This is a genomic window from Streptomyces sp. NPDC005483 (assembly GCF_040606035.1).
In the GTDB taxonomy this organism is placed as follows: Bacteria; Actinomycetota; Actinomycetes; order Streptomycetales; family Streptomycetaceae; genus Streptomyces.
The window spans coordinates 1-18,397 of sequence record NZ_JBEXEA010000053.1 but is presented as its reverse complement, the minus strand read 5'-3'; the positions used below and the strand labels follow the sequence as shown (position 1 = coordinate 18,397).

General features: G+C 69.0%; 16 protein-coding genes and 3 pseudogenes. 12 read left to right on the top strand and 7 right to left on the bottom strand.

The genetic code is table 11. The features are described from left to right. Positions 1-12: 12 nt before the first annotated feature. Both ABZT06_RS46025 and ABZT06_RS46020 read right to left on the bottom strand, forming a co-directional pair. The gene (locus ABZT06_RS46025) at positions 13-951 is read right to left on the bottom strand and encodes a fumarylacetoacetate hydrolase family protein (RefSeq protein ID WP_355754877.1); all 939 of its coding nucleotides are present in this window, start codon (positions 949-951) and stop codon (positions 13-15) included. After that, complete coding sequence (locus ABZT06_RS46020) at positions 948-2,093, bottom strand: VOC family protein (RefSeq protein WP_355754875.1); 1,146 nt, start codon at positions 2,091-2,093, stop codon at positions 948-950. Before ABZT06_RS46020 ends, ABZT06_RS46025 begins: the two co-directional genes overlap by 4 nt. A 138-nt stretch (positions 2,094-2,231) precedes the next feature. On the opposite strand from ABZT06_RS46020, the gene ABZT06_RS46015 reads away from it, so the two are divergent. From ABZT06_RS46015 to ABZT06_RS46005, 3 genes and pseudogenes are all read left to right on the top strand, one after another. Further along, positions 2,232-2,867, top strand: a complete 636-nt coding sequence (locus ABZT06_RS46015) for a TetR/AcrR family transcriptional regulator (RefSeq protein ID WP_355754873.1) — start codon at positions 2,232-2,234, stop codon at positions 2,865-2,867. Between the two features lie 123 nt (positions 2,868-2,990). Beyond that, on the top strand, positions 2,991-3,140 hold the full coding sequence (locus ABZT06_RS46010; protein WP_355754871.1) for a helix-turn-helix domain-containing protein: 150 nt from the start codon (positions 2,991-2,993) through the stop codon (positions 3,138-3,140). 291 nt (positions 3,141-3,431) lie between these two features. Continuing rightward, positions 3,432-3,680: pseudogene (locus ABZT06_RS46005) on the top strand (ISAs1 family transposase); the annotation flags it as partial. A gap of 94 nt (positions 3,681-3,774) precedes the next feature. On the opposite strand, the gene ABZT06_RS46000 reads toward ABZT06_RS46005, so the two are convergent. Both ABZT06_RS46000 and ABZT06_RS45995 read right to left on the bottom strand, forming a co-directional pair. Further along, complete coding sequence (locus ABZT06_RS46000) at positions 3,775-4,548, bottom strand: hypothetical protein (protein ID WP_355754869.1); 774 nt, start codon at positions 4,546-4,548, stop codon at positions 3,775-3,777. 750 nt (positions 4,549-5,298) lie between these two features. Next, entirely contained in the window at positions 5,299-5,904 is a 606-nt protein-coding gene (locus ABZT06_RS45995; protein WP_355754867.1) for a TetR/AcrR family transcriptional regulator, read from the bottom strand. Positions 5,905-6,247: 343 nt separating this feature from the next. Here ABZT06_RS45995 and ABZT06_RS45990 point away from each other — a divergent pair, with 343 nt between their 5' ends. Both ABZT06_RS45990 and ABZT06_RS45985 read left to right on the top strand, forming a co-directional pair. Beyond that, positions 6,248-7,465, top strand: a complete 1,218-nt coding sequence (locus ABZT06_RS45990) for an oxygenase MpaB family protein (protein WP_355754865.1) — start codon at positions 6,248-6,250, stop codon at positions 7,463-7,465. Between the two features lie 131 nt (positions 7,466-7,596). Beyond that, the gene (locus ABZT06_RS45985) at positions 7,597-9,105 is read left to right on the top strand and encodes an MFS transporter (RefSeq protein WP_355754862.1); all 1,509 of its coding nucleotides are present in this window, start codon (positions 7,597-7,599) and stop codon (positions 9,103-9,105) included. A gap of 359 nt (positions 9,106-9,464) precedes the next feature. Here the strand turns inward: ABZT06_RS45985 and ABZT06_RS45980 are convergent, their stop codons facing one another. From ABZT06_RS45980 to ABZT06_RS45970, 3 genes are all read right to left on the bottom strand, one after another. Then, positions 9,465-9,986: a hypothetical protein gene (locus tag ABZT06_RS45980; protein WP_355754860.1), complete on the bottom strand. Its 522-nt coding sequence runs from the start codon at positions 9,984-9,986 to the stop codon at positions 9,465-9,467. A gap of 95 nt (positions 9,987-10,081) precedes the next feature. Continuing rightward, a complete protein-coding gene (locus ABZT06_RS45975; RefSeq protein WP_355754858.1) occupies positions 10,082-11,761 on the bottom strand; it encodes a molybdopterin-dependent oxidoreductase in 1,680 nt (559 codons plus the stop codon). Between the two features lie 26 nt (positions 11,762-11,787). Beyond that, positions 11,788-11,991 (bottom strand): hypothetical protein, encoded by a 204-nt coding sequence (locus ABZT06_RS45970; RefSeq protein ID WP_355754855.1) that lies wholly within the window; start codon positions 11,989-11,991, stop codon positions 11,788-11,790. Positions 11,992-12,208: 217 nt separating this feature from the next. On the opposite strand from ABZT06_RS45970, the gene ABZT06_RS45965 reads away from it, so the two are divergent. The 7 genes and pseudogenes from ABZT06_RS45965 (at position 12,209) to ABZT06_RS45935 (ending at position 17,824) form a co-directional block, all read left to right on the top strand. Then, the gene (locus ABZT06_RS45965) at positions 12,209-13,456 is read left to right on the top strand and encodes a sensor histidine kinase (RefSeq protein ID WP_355754852.1); all 1,248 of its coding nucleotides are present in this window, start codon (positions 12,209-12,211) and stop codon (positions 13,454-13,456) included. Positions 13,457-13,474: 18 nt separating this feature from the next. After that, on the top strand, positions 13,475-14,110 hold the full coding sequence (locus ABZT06_RS45960) for a response regulator transcription factor (protein WP_355754849.1): 636 nt from the start codon (positions 13,475-13,477) through the stop codon (positions 14,108-14,110). A gap of 46 nt (positions 14,111-14,156) precedes the next feature. Next, a pseudogene (locus ABZT06_RS45955) lies at positions 14,157-14,803 on the top strand (IS5 family transposase); the annotation flags it as partial. Between the two features lie 346 nt (positions 14,804-15,149). Continuing rightward, a complete protein-coding gene (locus ABZT06_RS45950) occupies positions 15,150-15,755 on the top strand; it encodes a cadmium resistance transporter (RefSeq protein ID WP_355754846.1) in 606 nt (201 codons plus the stop codon). Positions 15,756-15,843: 88 nt separating this feature from the next. After that, entirely contained in the window at positions 15,844-16,515 is a 672-nt protein-coding gene (locus tag ABZT06_RS45945) for a hypothetical protein (protein ID WP_355754844.1), read from the top strand. Between the two features lie 32 nt (positions 16,516-16,547). Next, positions 16,548-16,779: pseudogene (locus ABZT06_RS45940) on the top strand (IS256 family transposase); the annotation flags it as partial. Between the two features lie 61 nt (positions 16,780-16,840). Beyond that, entirely contained in the window at positions 16,841-17,824 is a 984-nt protein-coding gene (locus tag ABZT06_RS45935) for a GNAT family N-acetyltransferase (RefSeq protein ID WP_355754842.1), read from the top strand. Positions 17,825-18,397: the final 573 nt, after the last annotated feature.

The window sequence follows — 18,397 nt, the reverse complement described above, 5'->3', positions numbered from 1 at the left end:
TCGCTTCGGGTCTCAGTGCGGGTCGGCCACGGGTGTGCGCTGCTCACCCAGGTCGATCCGGGCGTCCGGGGTGGCGATGGTCGCGGTGACGACGTCACCGGCGTGCAGGTAGTGCGGGTTCTTCGCCTGGGTCTTGAAGAACGCCTTCCACTTCACCGCGGGCGGCAGCAGCGCACCGATCTTCTCGACCGGCTTCGGCGGGGCCTTGAGCGCGGTGCCGCCGGGGGTGCCCGTCAGCAGCAGGTCGCCGGGATCGAGGGACTGGAAGCGGGCCAGCAGGGTCAGCGCCTGTGCCGGGCGAACGATCATGTCCCCCAGGGTGCGCTCCTGACGCAGCTCGCCGTTGACGCTCAACTGCAGCCGCAGGTCGAGGAGATGGGCGAACTCCTCCGGCTCCAGCAGGGTCAGGTGGGGCCCGGTCGGCGTGAAGGTGGGGTACGACTTGCTCTCGTAGAACTGCGTCTTGGTCAGCTGTACGTCCCGGGCGCTGACATCGTTGGTGATCACGAGTCCGGCCACGTACGAGGGAAGGTCCCGCTCCTCGACGACGGTGCCCAGCGGCAGCGGCGCCCCCATGACGAGGCCCAGCTCGATCTCGTAGTCGAGGAACTTCACGTGCTCCGGCCGGACGATCGCCTCGCCCGGCCCGCTCACCGAGCTGGACGCCTTACGGAAGAAGGCGGGCGGGATGTCGCCGGTGAAGCCCGAATCGCGGGCGTGGCTGCGGTAGTTGACCATCTGGCAGACCACGCGGCAGGGGGTGGTGACCGGGGAGAGGGCGACCAGGTCGGCGACGGGGGTGCCCGTCTCGCCGGAAGCGGCGGCCTCTCGTACGGCGGCGCGTTCGGCGAGCAGTTCGGCGGTGGTCGTCGCCTTGGTGTCGACGGGGACGGCGCGCTCGCCGCGCACCACCCACCAACGGTCGGCGGTGCGCAGGACGTTGGTGCTCATGAGTCCACTGCTTTCAGCAGGCCCAGCAGGCGGGCGGGATCGAGTTCGTTGTCGCCGCGCAGGGCATGCAGCACCTCGCGCAGCTTGGCGGGCGACGGTGTGACGCCGAGGAAGTCGCGGGTGGCCGGCGGTCCCCACTGGGCGAGACCACTCGTGGACATGGGCGCCCACCCGGGTTCGACGTCGCAGGAGAACAGGTCGCCGTCCGCGAAGTGCTCCAGCATGAAGTGGTCGGGGTCGCGCCAGTAGTCGAAGAGCTGGCTGCCGTGGATGTGCCGGCCGATGCCCCAGCTGCGCTTGTAGCCGCGCTCGGCGAGGTACTCCCCGCCGGCGGCGATCGAGTCGAGGTCGGTGATCTGGTAGGCGGAGTGCACATAGCCGGTGCCGGGCCCGAGATGCAGGGCGAGGGTGTGGTGGTCGGCCGGCTCGCTGCCGAGGTCGCAGCGGATGAATGCCATCGTCGGACCGCGCCCGCGCTGCCCGTCCAGGAACAGGAAATCGGACACGATCATGCCGAGGGTGTCCAGGTACCAGTCCAGGGCGCGGGCGAACACCTGTGTCTCCAGCACCACATGACCCAGCCGCTGAATCCGGGAAGGCTCGCGGGGCGGGCGCTGAGTGGCGTTCGTACGACGGTGCTCGGTGCCGAAGTTCAGCAGCAGTGGCTGCCGGCCCGGCAGTTCGGGCAGGTATTCGGCGCAGTGCACCACACGGACAGGGAAACCCGACGGGTCGAGCAGATCGACCACCCTGCCGCCGCCCGGCACGTCGGAGTCCCGCACGGACGTGCCCGTCGCCCGGGCCAGCCGCTCCAGGTCGGCCCGCTCGGCCGCACGGAACACGGGGCCGATGAAGCGCGAGGTCCGCCCGCGCCGGATCACCATGCACGGCGAGCCGGCGAAGGTGCCCCGCAGCCACAGCTCCCGCTCCGTGCGGGCGGCGACCTGGAAGCCGAAGTCGCGGGCGAAGACCTCCGCCCGGTCCAGATCCGGCTTCTCGAACTCCAGCCAGGCCAGGTCGGCGACCTTGATCACGGGGTTCCGGGACCGGCCGGGGTGCTCGCCCCGCAGGGCGCCCTGCTCACTGTGCAGATCCTGGTGGGGTGTCGCGAGGGCGGCTGTGGCCACGCGTGTTTCCGACATGGTGTCCTCCGAGCAACATTGCCGTAATGATGAAATCATCAACTTTGAAGAAAGGATCGTCAAGAGGGGTCCGGGAAGAAAAATGATGGAATCATCAGAACTGCGGAGGTCATGGATTCCGCGGCTAGACTTCGACGCATGCCCACGTCAGCTCCGCCCAGCAACCGGTTCGAACGGCGCCGCGCCGAGACCCGCAAGGCGCTCATCCGCGCCGCGCGCCAGATCCTCGCCGAGACCGGGGACACCAGCGCCAGCATCCAGGTGATCGCCGAGCGCGCGGATGTCGGCTTCGGCTCGTTCTACAACCACTTCGACTCCAAGACCGACCTGTTCGAAGCAGCGGTCGTGGACGCCCTGGAGGAGTTCGGCCAAGCCTTCGACGAGCACCTGGCGGGAATCGACGACCCGGCGGAACTCGTCGCCGCCGGCTTCCGGCTCAGCGCCCGCATGGCCGACTCCCATCCGGAGCTCATGAAAGTGCTGCGCCACCGCGGCCTCGGCCATCTCCACTCCGACAACGGTCTGTCCAGGCGCGCCCTGCGCGACCTCCAGGTCGGCATCGCCTCCCAGCGCTTCACCGCCGTCGAGCCGGTCGTCGCCCTGTCCGCGCTGGGCGGGACCCTGCTGTCCCTCCTGGAACTGAGATTCACCCGCCCGGAAATCGACGGCGACGAGGCCGCCTCGAACCTTGCCGAGATGGTCCTGCGCATGCTGGGCGTCCCGCCGGACGACGCCCACGAGGTCGCCCGGCGCCCGCTGCCCGAACTGGACTGAGGCGCCGACACCTCGGATCCCGAAAAGTACTTCCCACGGTCAGATCCCACGGTCAGGTCACAGGCTCCGCGCAGGAGACCCGCGGACGGGCGGGGGTCACGCCGGCGGATCCTCGACGCCGCCATGATGCTCGCGGGCGAACGCGGGTACGAGGGCACGTCCCACGCGGCGATCGGCGCCAGGTGCGGGCTGCCCGCCGGCTCGCTCCACTGGCCCTTCAAGGACAAGGACGACCTGATCGCCGCGGTCGTCGAGCGCGGTTTCGAGACCTGACTCGCGGCCTTCGAACTGCCGCCGAGCAGACCGGCACACGTCCGGGGTGGGTCACCGCGAGGGCGGCGAACGTCGTGGGACGCCTGTCCGAGGCGCCGGACTTCTGCGCCTGAGCGTCATGCCGGCCCTGGAGCAGCGCCCGCCGAGCTACGGGGCAGGACACTGTGCGATGGCCCTCACTGACGGACTGTCCATGCCACGTCGGGTCTACGGCGACGCCGTTGACCCGACGTGGCATGTCCGAGCTGTGCGCACGACTGTCTCCAGCCTTCCAGCGTCCCGGCGACCGGCCCCCAGCTCGCGGCCTGGATCAGAGGACACTGGCACATCGAAAATCTCCTGCACCACGTTCGCGACCGCACTTTCCGCGAGGACGACTCCAAGATCCACGTCGGCCGCCTCCCGCGCATCATGGCCGGCCTGCGCAACCTCGCCATCGGCGTCCACCGTCAGGACGGTCGCACCAACATCGCCGCCGCCCTCCGCTACACCGCCCGCGACTGCCGCAGATCCCTGACCGCCCTCGGCCTCACCGGATGAATTCGAACAGACCTCGATCATGCAAGGGCCCCTGCCTCCAGACCGGCTGATCTCCGTCACCGAACGTGTTGGGGTACCGAGATGCGAAATCTGACTACGGGCCGACGTGGTGCAGCAGTGAATGCAGGAGCCCCTTCATCCCTTCCTGGGAGACGAACCGCAAGGTCGGGTCCTGGCCGTCCGGGTCTTGCGCCCACCATCGGGGCAACTCGACGTCGAGCAGGTTGTCGGCGTACCAACGCCCATAATCCTCGCCGTCGAGCAGAAGAGTGGCCCAGGGCAGCAGACGATAGCCGAGCGAGCTTTCCGCCTCTGTAGCGGGCCGGCTCGGACGTCGGAGACTGTCTTGCAGCGCGAGGAGACGTCGTTGCTCGGCGGCACCGGCCTTGCTGATATGCGTCTTCCGGAGCGACCACGTGCCCAGCAAGGCCGCTGCCATGCACAGCAGGAGAGCCGTGGAAGTGTTCCCCCTCCACATCAGGAACCCACCGGACAGTACGACAATCGTCATGCTGAACAGCACGTAATACGGTCGGGCCAAGTAGCCGCGCTCACGGGCAGCCTTGGTAACGCTCTCCTGAATCTGCGCGAGGCTGATCCTGGTACCGCGGAGGGAGGCCGGCGGACCGGGTTCGCGCCGGAGCCGCAGCTCACCTTCCCTGCCAAGGATCGCGTTCAGCAGGGCGGCCCGGTCCGGGGGAAGCCCGGCCCCGGACCGTGTGCCGGGAAGTATCACGTAGCCGTCTTCGTACGCCGTCACTCGCAGATAGCCGTCCTCGGCGAGTGCCACAGTTTCGCTCATCACGATCTGCATCGGATTCTTGCGCCCGACCAGCCAGCTGCCGACCAGACAGCTCGACTCAGGCATCCCCGCCTCCGTGCCTGCACCTTTCACCCATCCCCCTCATGATCGCACCGACGTTGGGACGGTACCGAAACCCCGCGGAGCGCCGGAACGGAATGCTGGAAGACGGGTCGGCTGTCCGGGCAGCGGCGCCCTGCGGTGGTGGTGGAAGGGATACGGCGGCGCCACGGCGCCGAATGCCCTGATGACCCACCGCATCACCCGCAGCACCAGCAGCGTCGACCGGCGTCGTCCACCGTCAGGACGGTCGCACCAACATCGCCCCGCCCTCCGCTACACCGCCCGCGACTGCCGCAGATCCCTGGCCACCCTCGGCCTTACCGGATGAATCCGGACAGACCTCGATCATGCAAGGGACCCTGATGCCGGGTACCCGCCACTACTCCCACGAGACCGCCGATCCACACCCCACCAGCAGAAGCGCAGTCCTCAAGTCCGAAAAGACAACGGCTTCTTACTTTTCCGTGGCCCCGCAATGGGACTCCGGCAGCCTGGCCTCATCACCTAGGGCCGCCCAAGCGCCGAGGGCGATCTCCGGAACGCTCACCGGCTTGAGACAGGCTTCCGCCACACCGTCGGGGGACACAGGACATCGATCCATGCCATCGCCTGTCGCTCTTTTCGTTCCCTGGCTCAGGCGGTACGGCCGTCCCTCCTCGTCGTTCGCCAGACCATCCCGTCCCACAGCCGGCAAGCCCCTGGAGCCCCACGCGAGCAGGTCACGAACCTGCCGGGACAGGCCCCGAGCCGAGCTCAGCGACATCCTGGCGCACCTGTCGCGAGCAGTCCGTTCACCACGAGCGTCGCCAGCGCGTCCGCCGTGGCCGTGAGCTGCTCCGACGAGCCGGGCCCGGGCCTGCCCAGGCGCCGCGCCAAAGGACCCTCCACCATTCCGGCGACCGGTGGAATGACGGCGAAGAACAGCACGTCCATCGGGATGGGCGCCATGCGTCCGGAGGCGACGAGCCGCTCGATGCTGGACGTCATGAGCTGCAGGGTGGGTACCAGGTAGCGGTCGTACAGGTAGTCCAACCGCTCGGTGTCCCGGGATGACTCGTCGACGAAGACGCGTCCGATGAGCGGTGTGTCCGTGGCGGCCCGGTAGAAGCCGGTGATGATCTGCCGCAGCCGCTCGGCGTCGTCGCCCCCGGAATCCACCTGCGGCAGGCGCGCCAGCTGCGCACCCAGCGCATGGTCCATCACCGCACGCCAGAACGCCGCCTTCGATCCGTACCGGTCATTGATGAAGTTGTGGCTGACGCCCAGACGGCGGGCCAGTTCACGTGCGGAGGCACGGTCGTAGCCCAGTTCCGCGAAGGCCTCGAGGCCCCGCCGCAGGATGCTCTCCTCCGCGGGCACCGAAGGAGTAGCGGCTCCAGGGCGTCCCGGCCGTCGAACGGACTCGGCTCCCAGTCCCATCACTGCCTCCATTACTGCTTGCTCGTGCCTGCGCGGCATGTGCCTCACAGGTGTTCTCGACGGCGACCTCTTGCGCTCTTCCCGCAAAACGCCTGCCCCGGCTGCGGAGCGGCTGCCCGCAGCCCGGCTCGGGGTTCACGAAGCAGCTTACTTGACACCTGTCAGATTCCCTCTAATCTGACAGGTGTCAGAGGCTGTTTCCGACTCCCCCGCCTTCCCTGACCGGCTCGGGGACTCCGAGTGCCCACGCCCCCGGTCACGCCCTCTCGGAAGTGAGAGCCACATGACTGCCAACCGCACACCCCGCACAGCCCCCGAACGAGTGATCGACCTGGACCCCATACGCCGCCGGCACGGCGTGACGGCCGACCGCATGATTCCGCTGCTCACAGCAGGGGATCCGCTCGCCGACGCCGTCGTGGCCGAGTTCGATCTCTACGGCGCCAGGGCACGGCAGGCCCTCGGCGTCGGCCTGCGGAAAGGCCTCGCATGCCTCGATGAGCAGCCCCCCGAAGCCGTCGCCGCGCTGCTGCAGCAGGTGGAGACGACACCCAGCTGGGTCGACCCCCTGATGCTCCACCGCGGCGATGTGGTGAGCCTGTCCGTCCCGCCCACATGGTTCGGGCTCTGCGCGATCACCAGCGGGCTTGCCCACACCTACGCGTCCCCGGCCACCGCACGACTGCTGGTCCGAACCGGCAGGCCGACGCCGCCGGTTTCACGCCGGCTCGTCGAGACCGGGGTGTGGGCGCGGCAGACCATCCGGCCAGGGGGGCTGCCGCGCGGAGGGCCGGGGTACGTGACCACCGTCGAGGCCCGGCTGCGCCACGCCCGGCTGCGGGCCACAGCCCTCACGGACTGGGACAGGGGTGCCCCGGGCCTGCCGGTCGGTCAGCTGGACATGGCGCGCACCTGGCTGGGCTTCACCCTCATCGCTTTCCAGGCCCTGGCGGTCGTCGGCATCGACATCACTGGCGAGGACGAGCGCCGCCTCTATCAGTACTGGTCGTACGTCGCCCATCTCCTGGGGCTCGACGAGAGCCTGTACGAGGATGTCGTCGACCGAGCCGGGGCCCGTCGCCTGCAGGACATGCTGGACGCCACGACGTCCGCACCCGACGACACGTCACGCGCTGCGATCGCTGCCGTGATCGTCGCGCAGGCCCACGCGACGGCTCACGCGCCAGGCGCGGTCCTGTCCGAGGACCAGCTGAAAGACCTCATCCGCAGCGTGCTCCGGCGGTCCCTCGGGAACCCGGCAGCGGACCGCCTCGGCATCCCCGACGTCCCGGCCGCGAACGACCTCATGCCGCTGATCAGCACCTTGAACCGTCAGGCCCGGCACTGGCAGACCTTCTCCCCCGCCTCGGCCCAGGCAGCCGGCAGACAGGCCGTCGACGAACCGGGCCCCGGGCCGGAATCGATCACGGCCGTACTTCCCCTCGGTGTCGCCTTCCAGAGCAGCGCAGGAGTCGGTCGCTCGAATACGCCCGCGGCCTGACCTTCCCGCCCTCAGTGCCGCCGGCGCCCTGACCACCCACTTCACCACGTGACGAGCTCCGACGAAGCAGCCGTCCGTACCGCACCACCGCGCTTTCCTGCCCCTTGACCACTTCGTCTGGAGAATTCGTCATGTCCGAAACCGCCGCCGACGGACTGGGCACGGCCACCGTGCCCCCGCTCCCGACCACCGACTCACCACCTCGTCACCGCTGGTGGATCCTCGCCGTCATCGGCGTGGCCCAGCTCATGGTCGTGCTCGACGCGACGATCGTGAATATCGCCCTGCCCTCAGCCCAGAAGGACCTGGGCTTCTCCGACGGTGACCGGCAGTGGGTCGTCACCGCCTACGCCCTCGCCTTCGGCAGCCTGCTGCTGCTCGGCGGACGCATAGCCGACCTCTTCGGCCGCAAGATCACCTTCCTGCTCGGCGTGGTCGGATTCGCCGGCACCTCCGCCCTCGGCGGCGCCGCGGGGAGCTTCGAGATCCTGGTCACCGCGCGCGCCGGCCAGGGTTTGTTCGGCGCCCTGCTCGCACCGGCCGCGCTGTCGCTGCTGACCACGACGTTCACCGATCCCAAGGAACGCGCAAAGGCCTTCGGTGTCTACGGCGCCATCGCCGGCGCCGGAGGGGCCATCGGCCTGCTGCTCGGGGGTGTGCTCACCGAACACCTCGACTGGCGCTGGACCCTCTACGTCAACCTCGTCTTCGCCGGCGCAGCGTTCATCGGCGGGGCCCTCCTGCTGCGGCGTACCGCCCGCGACAAGACCGCCGGCCTCGACATCCCCGGCGCCGTCCTCGTCGGCGGCGGCCTGTTCGGCCTGGTCTACGGCTTCGCCAACGCCGAGAGTCACGACTGGAGCTCCCCGCAGACCTGGGGCTGGCTGGTCGCCGGAGCCGTCCTGCTCGCCGCTTTCACTGTGTGGCAGACCAGGTCCCCCCACCCTCTGTTGCCGCTGCGCATCCTGCTCGACCGCAACCGGGGCGCCTCCTTCATCGCCGTGCTGATCAGCGGCGCCGGCATGTTCGGCGTGTTCCTCTTCCTCACCTACTACCTGCAGCAGAGCCTCGGATACACGCCCATCGAGACCGGGCTGGCCTTCCTGCCCATGGTCGGCGCGCTCATGATCACTTCCACCCTCGCCTCCAGCGTGCTGCTTCCCCGCATAGGCCCCAAGCCGGTGGTACCGCTCGGCATGGGCCTGGCCGCCGCCGGCCTGGTCTGGATGACCGCCCTCGACCTGAACAGCTCGTACGTCGCGGACATCCTGCCCACGCTGGTCGTGACGGGCCTCGGCCTCGGCCTCGTGCTGCCCCCGGCCATGAGCCTGGCCGTCGCCGGCGTGGACGCCAAGGACTCCGGGGTCGCCTCCGCCACCGTCAACGCCATGCAGCAGGTCGGCGGCTCGATCGGCACGGCCCTCCTCAACACCCTCGCCACCAGTGCTGCCACCGACTACCTGGCCGGCAAGAACCCCAGGGACCCCGCCGTGCAGGCCCAGGCAGGCCTGGATGCCTACTCCACCTCCTACTGGTGGTCGGCCGTCTTCTTCGCCGTCGGCCTGGCCGTCAGCGTCATCCTCTACCGCCGCGGCGTGCCCCAGCAGGACCCCAACGCGGCACCCGTCGTGCACATGTGACGCCCGAGCAGGAGCGCGCCGCGCATGAGCTCCTGCCAGTCAGTCGGACAGCCGGCCTCCGACTTCACCGGCCACCCAGGGGCCGCACCGACCCGGTACACCGGACTCGGCGCGGCCCCTTCGGCGACCCGGCGTCGCCAGTCCCCGTATGTCACGCCGAAACTGATCACCGGACGGCACGCGGTCTCCCTGCCCTCGGCGGGCCCGGCACTCGCGTGGCGTGCAGTACCGCGCGACAGGGGTCGCCGGTGGTCCTACGACTGCGGCCGTGAGGAGACACCGACTGGAAGCGTGTGTTCACTCACCCCGGGAGGGCGAAGCGATTGCTGATCTCCAGGGCGAGCCTCAGTGGGAGTTCGTCATCGCCGAGGGTGGGGCCCAGCAGTTCCTCGCCGCGGCTGACGCGGTGGGCGACAGTGGTCGTCGGGGCGATGTGAAGGCGTTCGGCTGCGGCGATCCGGGGCAGTCCGGCGGGCGAAGTGGCGCACCGTGCTTGCCACGTAGTCCAGTTGCGCTTCGAGGACCATGTACGCGGAGGAGTGCCAGGGGCCGAGGTAGGCGTCCGGGCTCCCCTTCCAGCGGTCGTCGAGGCTGGCACCGACCGCGTCGAACATGCGCTGGGCGACGGGCATGTCGAGGAGGTGGAAGCCAGTGCCCAGGATGATGGTGTCGACGTCGGCGCTGCTGCCGTCCGCACCGATGACGTGGCCGGCGTGGACGGCCGTGACTACTGTGACGTGGACGTCGAAATTGGGCCGGGTCACGGCCGGACAGTAGGTGTTGGCGAGCAGAAGCCGTTTGCAGCCCAGGGTGTAGCCGGGGGTCAGCGCCCGTCGCAGCTGTGCGGCCTTGGCGGTCACTCGAAGGTGCAATGCGCCCACTGCTGTACGGTGCGCAGGAGGGCCGAGGAGCGGAAACCGATGCCGATGCCGAGGGTCTCCAGAGCCGCGTACTCCGCCCCGCCCGACGGAACCGCTCAGGTGACCGTGACGTTGATGGTGTGCCAGCCGGTTGCCCCGTCGGGAAGCGGCTTGTGCGCCTGTCCTGTCTGCACCTGGCCGGTGCTGTCGGTGGCGCGTACCTGCAGCCGATGCCTGCCGGACGTCGCTTGCCACTGCCAGCTCCACTGCCGCCATGTGTCCACCGAGGGCACCGCCGCGAGCTGTGCCTGCTGCCATGGTCCGTCATCCACGCGGACCTCCACCGCGGACACCCCGCGATGCTGCGCCCACGCCACCCCGGCCACCATCACCGGACCCTGCTCCAGCCGCATGCCCGCGGTCGGTGTGTCGATCCGGGACTGCGTCTTCACCGGGGCCAGCGCCGAGTAGTCCCGCCGTACCCAGTAGGCGCTGAAGTCCGAGAAGCTGGTCAGCTCCAGCTCCGTCAGCCACTTCGTCGCCGATACGTACCCGAACAGCCCGGGCACCACCATCCGGACCGGGAACCCGTGCTCGACCGGCAGCGGCTCCCCGTTCATCCCGACCGCCAGCAACGCGTCCCGTCCGTCACGCAACGCAGCCGTCGGCGTGCCGGCCGTGTACCCGTCCTGGGAACGGCTCACCACCTGGTCCGCCCCGTCCTCCGGTTCGACCTCGTCCAGCAGATCCTTGATCGACACCCCCAACCACCGGGCGTTTCCGACCAGTTCGCCGCCGACCTCATTGGACACACACGTCAGGGTGATGTAGCGCTCCACCATCGGCCGGGCCAGCAACTGCTCGTATGTCAACGTCAGCGGCCGTTTCACCCGGCCATGAATCCTCAGCTGCCAGTCCTTGGGTTCCATCTGCGGCACCGTCAGTGCGGTGTCGATCCGGTAGAAGTCCCCATTCGTGGTCACGAACTTCGTCACCCCGGGCACGCCGGCGGAGACCTGGGGCAAGGGCGCTGCCGGACTCGACGGGGACGGAAGCACCACTGCGGCGCGAGCCGCGGCCACACGCTGTGCCCAGAGCAGGCGTCCGCCCGGCACCCCCACCACGGCCGCACCGATCGCCGCGCCCGCCAGGGTGAGAAACCGTCGCCGGCCCGGCGGCTGTCCCTCGCCGTCCACCAGCGGGATGCCGGCATCCGACGACGGCGGACGGGCGCCCTCCACCGGGGCGGGGGCTTCCTGCGCCGCCCCGTCCGTCTTCGTTCCGGTGCTGTCCTCCAGGTCCTCCAGGTCCTGCGCCGATACCACCGCAGGTCGCGGCAGGGTGTGACGCAGCAGCACCAGCAGCCCGGCGGCGGCCAGTACACCGGCCACCGTCGGCAGCGGGTACGCCCAAGTGGCGCTGGGCCGGGTGGCTGCCGCAAGCACGCCGATCACCCCGAACACGGCGACACCGGCCAGCCCGTACCCGAGCCGGCGCATGGCCAGCACACCGATGAACGCGGCGAAGGCGGCCAGCACCAGCACGATTCCCGCCTGCAGGACCAACTTGTCATAGGTGTAGAACGCCGTGACCGCGAACTCCTTGACAGGAGTCGGCGTGGCGTCCACGGCGACGCCACCCACCGCGACGAGGGGCGCGGAAGGTCCGCCCGTCGCGGCTGCCACCAGTTCGCCGACCCCCAGGGCGAGCGCGGTGGCCGCGACCCCGGCAAGCTCGCCGTACCACTGCTTGGGCGGTCGCGCCGGTGTCGGTCGACCTGTCTTCTGAACTTCCATGTCGATGTCAGACAGCCGGCGGGCGCTTATCGGCCGGCTCGACGCAGCCGGGTGAAGCCGACTCCCAGCAGGACCAGACCGCCGATCGCCACGATCGGTCCGACGATCGCCCACAGTGTCACGCCGCTCATCGTCGAGCCCCCCATGACGTCGGTTCCCTGGAGGAACCAGGTCACGCCCACAAAGATCAGCAGTGCGCCCAGGACGAGGACGATCCAGTTCTTCTTCATGCGGTGTCTCCAGGTGTCGAGCGGAGGTTGTCGAAAACGAGCCTGACGGTTGTGCGGCCGCGGCGCGACAACGCTTGGTTGGACCCCGTCGTCAACCGGTCGACGTACGCACGGCTCCACCGGTGAGTGGATGTTCCCCGATTCCGAGCCGGGCACCCTGGACATGGACGCTCGTAGACTGGCGGCTGGATCTCGGCGGCGAAGGTGGGGCAGGGAAGTGGCAGCGCGCGACACCGTCGACTTCGGATCCCGCTACAGCGTCGGATGGCACGTCCTCGTCGGCGCCGTCGCCGTACCTCTTGCCGTCGCCATCGGAGCCAACGTCTCCGTGGCGCTCGGACAACGCCTGCTTGCCCTCGCAACGCTCGCCGTCATTGTCGTCTGGTACGCCCTGGTCGCGCCGCTGGCGATGGAGAACCGCGACGAGCGTTGGGGTGCGACCTATTTCGCCGTGCTGGCGGTCGCTTTCCCCTTCCTGCTCGCCATCGCGCCGCTTAGTGGCGCACTGCTGTTCGCGCTGTGCCCACAGCTGTTCGTGATGGTCGCGAGGTGGCGGATACGCCTCCCGCTCCTGCTGCTCCTGTACGGCGAACTCGCCTGGGCCATGTTGGCGCGGGCAGGGCTCGGCCGCTACGCGGTGGCGATGACCGGCGTGACCGTTCTGGTGCCCATGACCGTGACGATCCTCGCGGGCGCCTATCTGACCGGCATCCGCGATCAGAACCGCAAACGGGCCGAGCTGATCGAGGAGTTGACCCGGACCCGGGCCGCACTGGAACGCGCGGGCCACGAGGCCGGCGTCCATGCCGAACGTGAACGCCTGGCCGCCGAGATCCACGACACCCTGGCCCAGGGCTTCACCAGCATCCTCATGCTCGCCCAGGCCGCACGGACAACCCTCTCGCGTGATACGGCAGCCGCCGACGGCCAGCTCGACATCCTGGAAAAGACCGCCCGCGAGAACCTCGCGGAGGCACGCTCGCTGATCGCCGCGCTGGCCCCGGTCGACCTGACCGGCCGCAGCCTCGCGGACGCGCTGGACCGGCTCGCCGCCCGGCACACCCGCGACACGGGTACGCGCGTCGAGGTGTCGATCGTCGGCGAGCGGTCCAACGCGCCCACCGGCACCGACATCGCCCTGCTGCGTACCGCGCAGGAGGCCCTGGCCAACGTCGGCAAGCATGCCGACGCCACGACCGTAAAGATCGAACTGCGTCACGAAGACGGCCACCTGACCCTGGCCGTGACCGATGACGGCCAGGGCTTCGACCCGGCCACCATCTGCGGTGGATACGGCCTGCTCGGCATTCGCACCCGCGCCGTCGGCCTCGGCGGGACCTGTGAGGTGCGATCATCTCCTGGCCAGGGCACCACGGTTCGGGTCGAACTACCGCTGGCCCCGGCCGAGCAGGCGGCGCGCAGCCTGCAACCAGTGCCTGATCTCAGCCCCACACTCGACCACTGAGCAGGCGGAACCAGCTCGATGACTGTCCACATCCTGATCGTCGACGACCACCCGGTCGTACGCTTCGGCCTTCGCGGCATGCTCGAGGCCTACGACGACCTGCGGGTCGTGGGCGAGGCCGGCTCCGGCGACGAGGCGATCGTCCTCGCCGCCGCGACGCGCCCGGACGTCGTCCTGATGGACCTGCGGATGCCGGGTACCGACGGCGCCACCGCGACGGCGCGCATCCGCCAGGACCACCCCGGCATTCGCGTGCTCGTGCTGACCACCTACGAAGGTGACGCCGACATCCTGCCCGCGATCGAGGCCGGAGCCACCGGGTACCTGCTCAAGGACACCCCGATCGGTACCCTGACCGACGCCATCCGGGCGGCCGCCCGCGGCGAAACCGTCCTCGCCCCGCCGGTGGCCGCCCGGCTGGTGACCCACGTGCAAGCGCCGACCGGGGAACAGTTGACCCCCCGCGAGGTACAGGTACTCGGCCTCGTCGCGCGCGGTCTGTCCAACGGCGAGATCGGCCGAGAGCTGTACATCGGCGAAGCGACGGTGAAGACGCACCTGCTGCGAGCATTCGTCAAGCTGGGCGTCAACGACCGCACGGCAGCCGTCACCGTCGCCCTCTCCCGCGGCATCCTCACCTCACCGCACCATTGAATAACAGACCCGGTTTGATCAAGTGACCTCGCTCGTTGGTGAGGGCATGGGGAAGCGTCGGTCGCGGCCGTGGATCGTCGCTGACGAACTGTGGTCGCTGATCGAGCCGTTGCTGCCGAAGCAGGTCGAAGGCCGGCCGAGAGTGCCGGACCGGCCGGCTCTGTGCGGGATCCTGTTCGTGCTGCACACCGGTGTCCAGCGGAAGTATCTACACCAGGAACTGGGCTTCGGTTCCGGCATGACCCGCTGGCGACGCCTGGCCGCTTGGAACGAAGGCGGCGTATGCGCTTCTGCTGAAGAAGCTGCGGTCGAAGAGCCAGCTCGACTGGTCGAGGGCGGTGATCGGCTCCTCCCACGTCCGGGCCGCCCGCCGAGGCCCAAAAGCGGTCCCAGCCCGGTCGACCGCGCACGCCCGGGCAGCAAGCACCACCTCATCACGGACGAGCGGGGCAGCCCGCTCGCGGTGTCGTTGACCGGCGGAAACCGCAACGACGTCGCCCAACTCCTGCCGCTCTTCGCCGGCCGCCGCTACGAGCACGACAAGTACCGCCAGCTCCTGTGGCAGCGCGCCATCCAGCCCGCGATCGCCGAACGCGGCCAGGCCCCACGGCGCCTGGCCTGGCCAGCTTCCGCTGGGTGGTCGAGCGGACCACCTCCTGGCTCCACGGCTTCCGCCGCCTGCGCATCCGCTGGAACGACGCGACGACATCCCTCGAGGCAGGGACCGGTGACGGGGACGTGGCGCGGCGGTTCAGGGTGACGCGAATGTCGGCCGATGGTCCTCCCGTGGGGTTTGGTGACCAGGCTCCAGTTGTTCCAGCGCAGGATGGCCTGGGTGAGGCGTCCCTTGCAGCCGAACTCCTCGGCGCCGTGGGTGATGGCATCGGTGACACAGGCCTCGTCTGCGATGGGCAGGGTGCAGTAGCCATCGACGGTGCACTCCCCTCCCGGATGCAGAGAGGATGTCAGCGGTGATCGCTGAGGTACGGGCTCCCGGTAGCGTCACCGGGACACCCCCATCGAAGGAGAGCATCTACTCGTGGACCTGGGCATCATTGGACAGGCAGCCGGACTGTTCGCCGTCACCAACATCGACGACATCCTGATCCTGGCGCTGTTCTTCGCCCAGGGTGCCGGCCATCCCGGCTCCACCCGCCGGATCGTGCTCGGCCAGTACCTGGGCTTCGCCGCGATCCTGGCCGTGGCCGTGGCCGCCGCCTTCGGCGCCACCTTCCTGCCCGAGTCCGCCATCCCCTACCTCGGCCTGCTGCCGCTGGCGTTGGGCCTCAAGGCTGCCTGGCAGGCATGGAAGGACCACCGCGATGGGGACGGTGACGAGGAGGCGGAACAGGCCAGGGCAGGTGGGCCGGGCCCGTTGGAGGTCGCGGCAGTCACCTTCGCCAACGGCGGTGACAACATCGGCGTCTACGTGCCCGTGTTCGCCACCGCCGGCGTCGGCGGTATGACGGCGTACGCCGTGGTGTTCCTCGTGCTGGTGGCCGTGTGGTGCTCCGCGGGCAAGTTCTTCGCCACCCGGCCCGTCATCGCCAAGGCACTTGGCCGTTGGGGCCACGTCCTGTTGCCCTTGGTCCTGATCGCCATCGGCCTGCTCATCCTCATCGAGGGCGGCGCCTTCGGCCTGTAGCGCCTGGCGCCACACCCCCGGCGCAGTTCGACTTCCGCACGGGACCAAGCGCCTCCCGAACCGGTGATGTGCCACTACAACCGATGGTGTGCCGGCGGCGCAGTCGATAATGCAGGTCATGGCAGATCTCAGTCCCGTGCTCCGGATCATCACCTCAGCGGCGCGGGAGTCCCTGGAGCCGCTCGGCTTGGCGCAGCGCGGGCGGTCGCGGGTGTGGATCGATGATCACGGGTGGTGGCTTCGGGTTGTGGAATTCACCTCGCCCCGCATTGCTGGCAGCGGTCTGTACGTCGGCGCGATGTGGCTGTGGCACGACGTGGACCACCTGGCCTTCCATGTGGACGCAGTCCGGGTCGGCTCCGAGCTGTTTCGCACCGAGGACCAGTTCACCCCGCTGGCACTCGAACTCAGTCGGCAGGCGGCTGCGAACGCGACGGCGCTGAGGGAGAAGTTCTCGGCTCTGCCGGACGTCGCCAGGTACCTGACGACCAGACCGGTGCGGCGGAGATTCTTGTGGGACAGCTTCGACTCTGGGATCGCAGCCGCTCTGGCCGCAGACGGGGACACGGCCCGCGATCACTTCGAGCGGCTCCTTCGAGAGGACGCGCTGGCCCCGTGGATGGTCGAAGCCCAGGAGAAGGCACGTGAGCTTCACGCGATCGCGGCAGACCACGATGCCGTAACCGCCTGGGCCACGCGGGCCGTCAACTCATGCCGGAGCAAGCTGGGCCTGGACCCCGGGCCGTTCGGGATCAACTGAACCAGAGCAGTGCTCATGACCTGTGGATCGGCCTCCGGTTGGACTTCTACGACTTCTCCGCCGAGCACTGGATCCACCTGCGGACAACCGACCCCGTCGAGTCGACCTTCGCGGCCGTCCGTCTGCGGAGCAAGGTCACCAAGGCCGCAGGATCCCGGGCCGCCGCCCTGGCGATGGTCTTCAAGCTCGTCGAGTCCGCCCAGGCCCGCTGTCGAGCCGTGAACGCACCCCCTCCTCGTTGCCCTCGTCCGCGCTGGGCCCGTCACAGACGACCGCGGCGTGAATAGGGTGGCGGACATGCCTCGAAGTTCGAGAACATCCGGGCATGTCGGATGGCACGGCAGGACAGGACCTTCCGGTCGGCTTCGGGTTCCGGCCGTATCGCGGCGACGGAGACCACGGCGCCATGGCCGCGGTGCGGCTGGGGTGCGTCGAACGGGACCGGGTCGATGTCCATTCGGTAGTGGAAGGGCTCCCGACAGCGGCCGAGATCGCCGAAGCTTCTGCCAAGTTGGAGGAGCCGAGCAAGAACCAGATCCTGGTGATGCTCGACGGGAGCGTCGTCGGCTACTCGACGATCCGGTGGTGGCAGGAGCGGGACGACACGTGGCTGTACCTGCACCGCGGCTACCTCTTGCCCGAGCATCGCGGCCAGGGCATCGGCTCAGCCATGTTGAGCTGGGCCGAAGAGCGGATCCGCCGGCTCGTCACACAGCATGGAACGGCGCGGACGGCGGTGATCGGCGCGAACGCCATGGCCTCCGAGCAGGACGCCACGGCACTTCTGCGCGCAGCCGACTACCGACGTGTCTTCAGCCTGGTCGAGATGCAGTTGGCCGATCTGCAGCAGGTGCCCGAGCCGGGCAGCGGGCTGCCGGCCGGGATACGGACAGGGCCGATCGGGGCAAGCCACTACCGTGCAGCCTGGAGGACGGTCGTCGATTCGTACGCGGACCGCGGTTCCGCTCGGAGATGGCATTTCCAGGACTTCGTCGACACCGCCGAACCGGCATGCTGGAGGGCTGCCTGGAACGGGCAGGACATGGTCGGTGTCGCCCTCTGCTCCATCCGCCGTCACGACCACACCGTGGGCGAGGTGGAAGAGCTGAGTGTCCGGACGGACCAGCGACGCCTCGGAATCGGCCGGGCCCTGCTGCTGGACGGGCTGCGGAGCCTTCGCGAGCAGGGTGCAACGACCGCTCGGCTGTTCACGGGCACGGCAAATCCGCACCGGTCCTACGACCTTTACGAGAGTGTGGGGTTCCAGCGGCGGAACGAGTACGTCCGTTACCGCAAGCCGCTTTCTTGATCGACCGGCCATTGGGCTGCCGGGTCAGTCCACAGAATTTGACATTGCCTCACTGAACGGCCAGCTCATCGAGCGACATAGCTGTGGTCACGCGAGGAGGATTCGCTCCCGCACAGGCCGAAACCGACCCGGCCCTACATCTGGCGATTGATCGTTTCAATCCGGTCGACGCGATCTTCTACGACGCCGGCCCCACCGCAGCAGCGGCAGCCTGATCGAAAGCGCTCACACAGCGCTCGCCACAAAAGGCGTCACCGATCGCAGCAACCAGGAAGGATCGAGGGCCGCGCTGCACAGGGGACATCCTTGCGTACCGATGACCCGGAACTTGAGGACCTCGTCGTACTGCGCCCACAGTTGGTTACCGATTACGTCAGCAAAGTGCGAGAACTCGGTCCGGGCCTGCTCAGCACTTCATCGCGATGATGGCCCCCGGTCTCCTCGTCGACGCGGCGCTCATTCACCCGCGGGGCCCTAACCTCGATCTTTCGTGATGGGCCGCCGACGGAGTCGGGGGCCCATTTCGTTGTCGGTGGCTGAGGCGGGGCAGGTTGAGGGCCCGGGTGTCGTCTC